Below are 10,082 nucleotides of genomic sequence, written 5' to 3' on the forward strand. Positions count from 1 at the left end.
ACCGCCGGCCCCATGTCCATCGACAGGGAGATCAGCTGTCCGTCAGCAGGGACGAACGTGTCCGTCTACAGGGAGGTTGGCATGTCCGCTAGCAGTCATGCTCGCATGGACATGGATCATGACTGTTGTCCTCATCGGCGTTATCATCTACCTGCTTGTTTCCGATAATGGGGGCCAGACAGCAGATTCCACCGCGAAGGATGGGGCCGCGGTCTCCAGCAGTTCTCACCCCCTGGCGATGCCGTTTCGAGGTTCCGCCGTCACCACCGCAGATCTCGACACTGTCCACCTCCACATCGGATGGGCAGCAAAGGCCGAGAGCTGATGATCGAGGTCGACGAGTCCCCCGGAGCCGGCTGATCCACGGATTCTCGAACTCGCACTTCGGATCCTCGATGCGGCGCGTACCGGTGATACTCCCACTCTTGCCGCGGAGCTGATGTGAACAGGTTCAATGCACCGGGAATTCTCCACTCGCCGGCGCCTTCTATATGGGTAAGGGACGATGCTGCACGCCTGTTGGTCTCCGCTGGCGCGGACTCGGCTGCTGCCCGTCCTCCTACCATCGATGTGGCTCGCCAGCTCAGGCATACCCACCTGCTGCCTCTCCTCGACTCCGGCAAGCGGCAGTCAGGGTGGTAGAGGGAATGAGCACGCAGCGCCACCCCCACGAAGCTGGGCAACCTAAGAACTGTGGGATATCCGGTTTCTTTTGTGTTTTGCAGCTTCGGTTTTCGACAAACCAGACGAAGGTGGTGTGGCTATGACCAGCCGGCCCGAACTGGAGCAGATCCAGCATCGAGTTCCGTACGAGCCCTCGCTACCGCGTTCCCTGGCGAACCTGGACTTGAATCTGCTCATCACTCTCGATGCCGTCCTCGGTCATCAAAACGCGACGCGGGCAGCAGAACAACTCGGCGTGACACAGCCAGCAATCTCCGCCCCACTGCGACGGCTGCGACGATATTTTGATGATGACCTCCTGCGGCGGGTCGGAAACCGATTTCAGCTCACCCCCTGGCAGTGGATATCCGACAACATACGCGGCTCGCTCTCGAGAGCGTTGATCGAGTCTTCGGCATCAGGAACCATGTCGACGTCTCAGTCACCCGACGTGAGTTTTCGGTAGTGATGAGCGACTACTCGACGGCCCTCCTGGGAGGACGGCTGACCGCGAACCTGCTCGAGCAGGCGCCGCACGCGCGACTGCGTCTCGTCCCCGATGCACCCGATCAGCTGTCCCAGGCCGAACAAATTCTGGCTGCGTTGGACTTGATGCTGGTGCCGCAAGACCTCGGCAAGAGCCTGTCCAGCGAAGAGCTGTTTCGCGACGAGTGGGTGATTGTGATGGACCACGATCATCCCTCTGCCCTAGGAGGCCCGTCGATCGACGACCTACGATCCTGTCCTTGGGTGTTGTTCCAGCACAGTCAGACCGAAGCAACGCCGGTAGCTCAACAGTTACGAGGCAGAGGCATCGAGCCCTGGGTCCAGGTGACCACGGACACCTACCTCACCGTGCCGTCGTTGGTGGCGGGCAGCAACCGGCTAGCCTTGTATCCCTCACGTCTGTTGGACCCCAGTGCCAGCGGATATGGCCTTGTCTGCCGTTCATGCCCGCTTCCTCTCGACCCACTCGTACACAGCATGTGGTGGCATCCGGTTCACAATTACAACCCGAAACATCGCTTTATCCGGCAGGTCGTCATGTCAGCCGCGCATGAGATCGGCGGTGAATGTGGCGTGGGCGGGTCCCCGGTGTGACTCTGCCTGCTCTCGAGCGGGGCACCCCACACGCCCGCAGCCCTGCATGAGGCATGCCGAAGGCGTGTGGGTATCCACGTTCTCAGATGGTCACGTTCAGCGGCTTCCGAGGCGGATTGCGCGGTACCACCGCACGATCGACTCGGTGGAGCTGTCAACTCCTTCTGCCGCATCCTGCCCGCTGACTGCCCGGTGCAATTGCAGGGCTTGCGTTTTGCCGAGCTCGACACCCCATTGATCAAAGGAGTTGATGTTCGACAACACCCCCTCGGTGAAGATCTGGTGTTCGTAGAGGGCGATCAGTTGCCCGAGCACGTTTGGGTTCAGTGCAGGGGCGAGGATGGTTGTCGACGGACGGTTCCCGGTCATGACCTTGTGGGGAATTAAGTCGTGCCGGACCCCGTCGGCGGCCAGCTCGGTGGGTGTGCGGCCGAACGCGAGTACTCGGCGTTGGGCGAGCAGATTACTGATAAGGATGTCATGCATGCTGCCGGCGCCGGCGATCGTGAGCAGATCCTCCGCGGGGTCCGCGAACCCGAGGAAGTCGACCGGGGCCAGGCGGGTGCCCTGGTGGAGCAACTGGTAGAAGGCGTGCTGCCCGTTGGTGCCCGCCTCACCCCACCAGATGGCACTGGTGGCGGTGTCGACCGTCGTTCCATTCGACTGCACAGTCTTACCGTTACTCTCCATCGCCAGTTGCTGCAGATAGGCGGGGAAGCGAGCCAAGTCGTTGGCGTAGGGCAAGACCGCCCGGGTCTCGATGTGGAAGAAGTTCGAGTACCAGAAACCGAGGAGCCCCAGCAGAACCGGGGCGTTCCTTTCCAACGGGACCGTCGCGAAATGCTGATCGATGGTGTGCATACCCGCCAGGAAGTCCCTGAACGCGCCGGACCCGATCGCGAGCATCACCGGCAACCCGACTGCAGAGCCAACCGAGTAGCGGCCACCGACCCAGTCCCAGAATTCGAACATGTTGGCCGGATCGATTCCGAACTCGGCCACCTTTGTCGCGTTGGTGGACACGGCGACGAAATGGTGAGCGATCGCGTCTTCCCCGAGTGCGGCGGCGACCCAGGCTCGGGCCGCGGTGGCGTTGGTGAGGGTTTCGGTGGTGGTGAACGTCTTCGACGCGACGACGAACAGGGTGGTTGCCGGGTCTATGCCCACCAGGGTGGCCAGCAGGTCCGCCGGATCGACGTTCGAGGCGAACCTCATCTCGATCTCCGAGTGGCAGTAGGTGCGCAGTGCCTGGCACACCATTCGTGGTCCGAGATCGGAGCCGCCGATTCCGATGTTGACGACTGTGGTGATGCGCTCCCCGGTGGCGCCGCGCCACCGGCCGTCACGTACCCGATCGCTGAATTCGCTCATCCGATCGAGCACGCCGTGCACGTCGTTGACCACATTGCGGCCGTTCACACACAGTTCCGCCGACCGAGGCAGCCGCAACGCGGTATGCAAAGCGGGCCGGTTTTCCGTGGTGTTGATCGGATCGCCGCGCAGCATGCTGTCGCGATGGTCTTCGAGGCCGGCGGCCCGGGCCAGCTCGACCAGCAGCGGTAGGGTGTCGCGGTCGATGCGCCCCAGGCTGTAGTCGATGAACAGGTCGCCGGCCGTGACCGTCAGATCTCGGCCGCGCTCGGGGTCAGTGGCGAACAGCTCCCGAAGGTGCACCGGGGCAATGTCGGTGTAGTGGTCCTGCAGACGGCGCCACTCGAGGAAGTCCGTGATATTCGGTGATACTGACGTCGTAGTCACGGGTTATGCGACCTCGACTGGGACACGGCGGACTGCGTGCCCACCGAACTGCTGACGAAGCGCCGACACTGCCTTCATCGCCGGGGAATCATCCTGGCGGGAGGCGAATCGGGCGAACAAAGCGGCCGAGATCACCGGAGCGGGGACGGCGTGGGCGATCGCTTCCTCGACAGTCCACCGACCTTCACCCGAGTCCTCGGTGTACCCGGAGATCGAATCCAGCCCAGGGTCATCGGAAAGCGCTTGGACGAGCAGGTCGAGCAGCCAGGACCGCACCACGGTGCCCTGTGACCATGCCCGCAGCACTGCCTGGACGTCGGCGATGGACTCCTCGGCGGCGAGAAGTTCGTACCCTTCCGCGTAGGCCTGCATGAGCCCGTATTCGATGCCGTTGTGCACCATCTTCGCGTAGTGTCCAGCGCCGATGCCGCCGGCGTGGACGAACGAGTCGGCACGCTCTCCTTCGGGACGAAGTGCGTCGAAGATCGGCAGCAGCCGCGCGATATCGCCCTCGTGACCGCCTGCCATGAGTGCGTAGCCGTTCTCGCGTCCCCAGATACCGCCGGAGACCCCACAATCGACGTAGTGAATATTGTATTCGGCGAGCAGTGCGGCGTGCACCTTGTCGTCGGTGAACCGGGAGTTTCCGCCCTCTACGACGAGGTCGCCGGGGGCCAGGATGCGAGAAAGTTGTTCGACCACCTGGCGGGTCGGCGCACCGGCTGGGACCATCACCCACACCGTCCTCGGCGCCGGTAATGCTTCAACCAGGGCTTCTAGGCTTTCGACATCACTGACGTCGGGGTTCGGATCGTAGCCGACGACGTCGTGTCCCTTGTCGCGCAGACGCTCGCGCATGCTCGATCCCATTCGACCGAGCCCGACCAATCCCAGTTTCATCGTCACCGCTTCACTTTCACTGTCGATCCGCTTTCGTACCGTGATCTATGTGTAGTGCGGTCCGACCTCCGGTTCACCTGCCCGGTCGGAGAGCCGCCACTATTCGCTCGGCTAAGTGCGTTCCCCGCTTGAAGATTCGACACTGATGGCGGCGCATTGTCTGAATGCGTCTGTCGAGGAGCTAATTTACGGAGTGCAGCAGAAGTGACCGTGTCTGAAATGCAGCAGAGCTCACCGCTCACAAGTGGGATCGGCAGCAGCGCCGACGGGAACATGGTGATCGGTGACATCGATCCGGTGGCCGAGTCGTCGTCGCTGGTGATCTTCGGTATTTCCGGTGATCTTGCCCGCAAGAAACTGGTTCCCGCCATCTACGATCTCGCTCATCGTGGTCAGCTGCCGGCCGGGTTCGATCTCGTCGGATTCGCCCGCGACGCCGCCCAGAGCGAACCACTGCTGCGGGAGTCGGTGATCACATACGCGCGCAGGCCATTCGACCCGGAGGTGTGGCGGGCGCTGACGCAGCGCATCCATCTGATCGAGGGATCTTTCGACGAATCCGGGGCGTTCACTCGCCTAGCTTCCCTGTTGGAGGTCCTCGACCACCGTCGTGGCAAGCCGGGTAACTACGTCTTCTACCTGTCGGTGCCGCCGTCTGCGTTCTCGACCGTATGCGGTCAACTCGCGGTGGTCGGGTTGAATCGGCCCGCGCAGGGGTGGCGGCGGGTGGTGGTGGAGAAACCTTTCGGTCAGGATCTGCCCAGCTCCCGCGCACTCGAGGGTGTGTTGGCGCAGGCATTTCCACCATCTTCGGTGTACCGGATCGATCACTATCTGGGGAAGGAGACGGTGCAGAACATCTTGGCGCTGCGGTTCGCGAACGGGATGTTCGAACCGTTGTGGAACAACCGGCATATCGATCACGTGCAGATCACGATGGCCGAGAACGTCGGGGTCACCGGGCGGGCCAGTTACTACGATGGCGTAGGCGCCGCGCGCGACGTCATTCAGAACCACTTGCTGCAGCTACTGGCGTTGATCGCGATGGAGGAACCCGTGGGATTCGACGCCGACAGCATCGCCTCCGAGAAGATCAAGATCCTCTCCGCCGCCGAACTTGTCGGCCCATTGGAGCAGACCTCAGCCCGGGGCCAATACGGCCCCGGGAGCGACAGCGGACTACCGGTGCCTGGCTTGACTGACGAGATCGGTTTCCCGGCCGACTCGGCGACCGAGACCTTCGCGGCGCTGACCGTCGGGATTACCACACGCCGGTGGGCTGGGGTGCCGTTTTACATCCGTACCGGAAAACGATTGGCACGCAGGACCACCGAGATCGCAGTCACCTTTACTCCGCCCGTCCACGGCTCACCAGCCGCCCGCGCTGCCGCTGTGTCCAACGTCCTGATCTTCCGGGTCCAGCCCAACGACGGGATCGAGCTGCATATCGGTGCCAAACGCCCCGGCGGTGGCATGCAGATTCAGCCGGTGAGTCTGGGCATGGACTTTCGGTCGGTGTTCGACCCCGCACCCGAAGCCTACGAGCGGCTGATCGGGGATGTCCTGCGCGGTGACGGCACACTCTTCCCCCGCCGGGAGGAAGTCGAACACTCCTGGCGGATCATCGACCCGCTCCTGCAGCATTGGGCCACACATGGCCACCCGGACACCTACCCGGCCGGTACCGCGGGCCCCGCCTCCGCCAACCGGATCCTGACCCAGTCCGGTCGTGAGTGGCGCGCACTCTAATCATGGACGTCGGGTTTCGGTCGATCTCCGGGTCGACCGAAAACCGAGATCGCAGACTCGCGCCAGATACGAAAATGCCCTGAGCAGCATCGCTCAGGGCATTTTCACGGTTCTATCCTACTTGGCGAGAGTATCCTTGAGGGCCTTCGCCGCAGCGGCCGGGTCGGCGGCGCTGTAGATGGCGCCACCGGCGACCGCAACGTCGGCTCCCGCGTCGCGCACCGCCTTGATGGTGTCGATCTTGACGCCACCGGCGATTGAGAAGGGCACACCGGCGAGCTTGCCATCGTCGAGGAGCGTCTGGATGGAGTAGCCGGGCTGGGCCTGCTCGTCGAGACCGGCGTGGATCTCGACGAACGCGACACCGAGCTTGGCGATCTCCCGCGCACGCTCGACACGGTTCTCGACGCCGATCAGGTCGGCAACGACCTTCTTGCCGTGCTTCTGCCCGGCCTCGACGGCACCCTTGATCGTCGCATCGCCGGCAGCACCGAGCACCGTGACGAGGTCCGCGCCGGCTTCGAAGGCCAGGTCGGCCTCGAGGAAGCCTGCATCGGCGGTCTTGAGGTCGGCGAAGACCTCCTTGTCCGGGTGCGCGGCCTTGATCGCGCTGATGGCGCTGAGGCCGGCGCTCTTGATCAGCGGGGTGCCGAGTTCGATGATGTCGACGTACGGGGCGACCTTGTTCGTCAGCGCAAGGGCGTCAGCAGTGGTGAGAAGGTCGACCGCTACCTGAAGCTTCGTCATGTGGTTCTCCTGGTTCCTTTACTGGGACGTTCTGTTTTCTTCGGTTCTGAAAAGTCAGAGATGTGCTCGGTTCAGCCGAGGTTGGCGTGCCGCTCCCACAGCCGTTCGGCGGTCTGATCCGCGTGCGACCACAACGACTGGAACAGGGCGTCGAAGGCGAGCAGCACGGATTGTTCGAACAGGCTGCCCGCATATTGCGCCGTGATGTCGGCATTGTGGTCTTGTTTGTCCGCAGCGGGCAGAACGAGGACCTCATCGGCCCTCTGCGCCAGAGGGGATGTGGAGGCAATGGTCACTGCGACGATGGAGGCACCGAGCTTCTTCGCGGTGTCGGCGGCCCCGACCACGGAGGCCGTGGTGCCGGATCCGGACACTGCAATCAGGACATCACCTGCCCCGATGGCAGGAGCGGTAACCTCGCCGGCCACATGGACGCGCAGGCCGAGGTGCATCAGACGCATCGCGGCCATCTGCACGGCCAGGCCGCTTCGCCCGTTGCCGATCACGAACACTGCACGAGCAGAGGTTATCAGCGCGCCGGCACGGTCCCACTGCTCGGCGGCAACGGAATTGAGCAGCCGTTCGTTTTCGTTCAGCACGATACGACGCCCATCGTCGAACCGTGTGCGAGTGTCTTCGACGGTGACGGTCATGATCCTCCTCGGTGATAGCCGGTCCGGTTGTGGGATCAAGATTGCCGACCGCACTTCGCGACGGCACCCGGTCGCTCGGCGAGTTCGCGCTGGCCTGATGGCCAGTGCCGGCGCACGTCCTTCTGCCCTACGGTGAACGCGTGGTAGGTGTGGAGAAGACCAGCTGGCAGCAAGCTCAATCGTGGGTAGACATGCGCACGGTAATCGCGGGTTCGCTGCCCGACATCGCGAGCCGATTCTCCAAGTACCTGACTTCACTGTGGTCACATGACGCGCTGGTGATCTTCACCCGAGAATGCACCGGGCGGCCACGGAAGGTCGCCGGGAACCACGAGATCGTCGACAGGGTCACGATCGACGAGCTTGATGCGCTCAAGCAGTTGACGGATCTCGGTGCAGTACTCGACGGCATCCACCCTCTCGGAGGGGCGCGCCGCCGGATCTGGGCTGTGCGCGATGCCACCGACACCCTCTTGGTCATTGCGCCCAGGCGGTTGTACCCCGAGGCTCCCGATCCGGATCTGATCACCGCGCTGTTCGGCATCGTCGCCACCTCGATCCGTCAGCAGGTCGCGCAGGCCAGCCCCGACTACCTCGCCGAGTCCCGCGCCGCATCCAGCGAACGGGCGCGCACCATCGCCGAACTCACCGAGATCCACGACGCCACCCTGTCCTCGATCCTGGGGACACTGCGATCGAACGATCTCGACGACCGCCGCTCCCGTATCACTGCCAGCGAAACTGCGTCAGCAGCGTTGATCGCGCTCCGTTCAGCCGGCGATGCCGATCGAGCTCTTTCCGAGGAAGCGGTCACCACCGCGTTCGCTCGGCTGCAAGGTGAACTACGCCCCCTTCTCCGGCACTGCAATGTCGAGATCGATTACGTCGAGCCCCCGGCCGACGGGCGCCCCCTCCCCGGGGAAGTTGCACATGCAGCCAGGGCCATGGTCCGGACGATCGCCCTGGCGTTTGGAGCACAACCGGTGCTGTCCCGGCTGCGGGTCGCGTGGGACTGCGACGGAAACAACGTACTGATCGAGATCCGCGATCAAGGCTCGGGAGGCATCGACAGCACCGCCCTTACCAGGCAACTCGCCGGACGATTGCATACCTTGCGCGGGCGCGTCGAAATCGAGAGCATCACCGGGTGGGGCAGCAGGGTCACACTCTTGATCCCACTGGATCCGCCGGCAGTTCGCCCGGACGAGAACCTATTGTCCACACTCAACCCTCGGGAACTCGAGGTGCTCGCGCACCTGACGGTAGGAAAACGCAACAAGGCCATCGCCAACGAGCTAGGCATCAGCGAAAGCACCGTCAAGTTCCACGTCGCCAGCGTGCTGCAAAAGCTCGACGTCACCAACCGTGGAGAAGCCAGCGCGATAGGAATTCGTGCCGGCCTATCACCCGACGGAACAGCCTCGTCAGGAAGCGTTCGGAAGTGAAAAAGGATGCAAGCGTGCAGAACATGAGCCTGTGCACCGATCTCAGCGCCGTTCGACGGCCATGTTCCTCACTCGACTCCTAAGCGATTCCGGCACCGCCGGGCGTGACGCGCTACACATTATTGGCGACATGCAGATCGACTGTCGAAATCAATTGCGATCGACTGCCGGCCGACCTGTCGTATGTGGTGCCCGAGGTCGGGTGTCGCCGCTGTTCGCGGAGTGGATTAGTCGACCGATGCGGTGACTGCACGGATCAGGAGCTCGAGTCGTTCGTTGGCCTGATCGAGTGGGCGGGTGCTGCGTTCGGCGCGGCACATGACCACGGGGCCTTCGATGGCGGCGACGATCAGGGTGGCGGTCCGCTGGGCGTCGGTGTCGGCGGCGCCGTGCGCGCGTATCGACTCGGCGAGCAGCGCCGTCCAGTTCCCGAAGGCTACGGCTGCGCCCTGGAGGGGCGCTTCGTCGCCTGCGGGTTCTTGCACCGCTACGCAGAGGACCGAACACTCGGAACGAAAGTCACTGTCCATCAATATCGTTCGCCACATTTCGACGAACCCCCACAGCCCGGCGACGGTCCGACAGAGAGTTCCTTGGTCAGCTTCCGGGCTGCGAGGGAGTCTACAAACTGAACCGCCTCGACCTGACCACCCCTCTCCGAAGTCCTGCGCGGCATACTCGCCCCGCACTGGGCATCACCATCGACTACCCACGCACCCGTCACGATTCAGTCAACCACGATGGCCTCGGGAAGATCTCCGCCGGTCTTCGCGACCAGAAGGCCCCTTCCTGAGCGCCACTCGAATCCGGCCATCAGGTCGGACCAGTCCGGTAACGACGGCCAAGCGGGCAGGGCCTGGTGGGGGCGGCGGGGGGACAAGATACTCATGGCTGGATCCGAAACAGAATGGGTGGTGTGGTGACCCTTTTGATAGGGTCGACAGTCCTTCCTCGAGGGACTGCGGTCATCGGGAGCGGGAACGCACCGTGTCCGCACCGGCCGGTGTGCGCTCTCTCGTGGGGTGTGTCTAACCCCGGTGCCGCGACGATCTGAGGCCGCGGGCCG

General features: G+C 63.5%; 11 protein-coding genes. 5 read left to right on the forward strand and 6 right to left on the reverse strand.

Annotated elements, in window-relative coordinates:
• Window positions 1-118: 118 nt before the first annotated feature.
• From ACFTWF_RS44680 to ACFTWF_RS44690, 3 genes are all read left to right on the forward strand, one after another.
• On the forward strand, window positions 119-325 hold the full coding sequence (locus tag ACFTWF_RS44680) for a hypothetical protein (RefSeq protein WP_378467472.1): 207 nt from the start codon (window positions 119-121) through the stop codon (window positions 323-325).
• Between the two features lie 438 nt (window positions 326-763).
• Entirely contained in the window at window positions 764-1,129 is a 366-nt protein-coding gene (locus ACFTWF_RS44685) for a LysR family transcriptional regulator (RefSeq protein WP_378467473.1), read from the forward strand.
• A 2-nt stretch (window positions 1,130-1,131) separates the two neighbouring features.
• Window positions 1,132-1,764, forward strand: coding sequence for a LysR substrate-binding domain-containing protein (locus ACFTWF_RS44690; protein ID WP_378467474.1), 633 nt, complete (start codon window positions 1,132-1,134; stop codon window positions 1,762-1,764).
• A 96-nt stretch (window positions 1,765-1,860) separates the two neighbouring features.
• On the opposite strand, the gene pgi is transcribed toward ACFTWF_RS44690, so the two are convergent.
• Both pgi and gnd read right to left on the reverse strand, forming a co-directional pair.
• Window positions 1,861-3,522 carry a glucose-6-phosphate isomerase gene (pgi, locus tag ACFTWF_RS44695; RefSeq protein WP_378467475.1) on the reverse strand — a complete coding sequence of 554 codons (1,662 nt, stop codon included), beginning with the start codon at window positions 3,520-3,522 and terminating at the stop codon, window positions 1,861-1,863.
• 3 nt (window positions 3,523-3,525) lie between these two features.
• The gene (gene gnd / locus ACFTWF_RS44700; RefSeq protein WP_378467481.1) at window positions 3,526-4,422 is read right to left on the reverse strand and encodes a phosphogluconate dehydrogenase (NAD(+)-dependent, decarboxylating); all 897 of its coding nucleotides are present in this window, start codon (window positions 4,420-4,422) and stop codon (window positions 3,526-3,528) included.
• A 219-nt stretch (window positions 4,423-4,641) separates the two neighbouring features.
• Between gnd and zwf the strand changes: the two genes are divergently transcribed.
• Window positions 4,642-6,171 (forward strand): glucose-6-phosphate dehydrogenase, encoded by a 1,530-nt coding sequence (gene zwf / locus ACFTWF_RS44705; protein WP_378467482.1) that lies wholly within the window; start codon window positions 4,642-4,644, stop codon window positions 6,169-6,171.
• A 117-nt stretch (window positions 6,172-6,288) separates the two neighbouring features.
• Here the strand turns inward: zwf and hxlA are convergent, their stop codons facing one another.
• Together hxlA and hxlB are read right to left on the reverse strand one after the other, a co-directional pair.
• Complete coding sequence (gene hxlA / locus ACFTWF_RS44710; protein WP_378467476.1) at window positions 6,289-6,918, reverse strand: 3-hexulose-6-phosphate synthase; 630 nt, start codon at window positions 6,916-6,918, stop codon at window positions 6,289-6,291.
• Between the two features lie 71 nt (window positions 6,919-6,989).
• Window positions 6,990-7,571, reverse strand: a complete 582-nt coding sequence (gene hxlB / locus ACFTWF_RS44715; RefSeq protein ID WP_378467477.1) for a 6-phospho-3-hexuloisomerase — start codon at window positions 7,569-7,571, stop codon at window positions 6,990-6,992.
• A gap of 191 nt (window positions 7,572-7,762) precedes the next feature.
• Here hxlB and ACFTWF_RS44720 point away from each other — a divergent pair, with 191 nt between their 5' ends.
• Window positions 7,763-9,016 (forward strand): LuxR C-terminal-related transcriptional regulator, encoded by a 1,254-nt coding sequence (locus tag ACFTWF_RS44720; RefSeq protein WP_378467478.1) that lies wholly within the window; start codon window positions 7,763-7,765, stop codon window positions 9,014-9,016.
• A gap of 227 nt (window positions 9,017-9,243) precedes the next feature.
• Here ACFTWF_RS44720 and ACFTWF_RS44725 read toward each other — a convergent pair whose 3' ends face one another.
• Window positions 9,244-9,705 (reverse strand): TetR family transcriptional regulator C-terminal domain-containing protein, encoded by a 462-nt coding sequence (locus ACFTWF_RS44725; protein WP_378467479.1) that lies wholly within the window; start codon window positions 9,703-9,705, stop codon window positions 9,244-9,246.
• 38 nt (window positions 9,706-9,743) lie between these two features.
• Window positions 9,744-9,905 (reverse strand): hypothetical protein, encoded by a 162-nt coding sequence (locus tag ACFTWF_RS44730; protein WP_378467480.1) that lies wholly within the window; start codon window positions 9,903-9,905, stop codon window positions 9,744-9,746.
• Between the last annotated feature and the right edge of the window lie 177 nt (window positions 9,906-10,082).

It is taken from the genome of Rhodococcus sp. NPDC056960 (genome assembly GCF_042674125.1).
Classification (GTDB): domain Bacteria; phylum Actinomycetota; class Actinomycetes; order Mycobacteriales; family Mycobacteriaceae; genus Rhodococcus_F.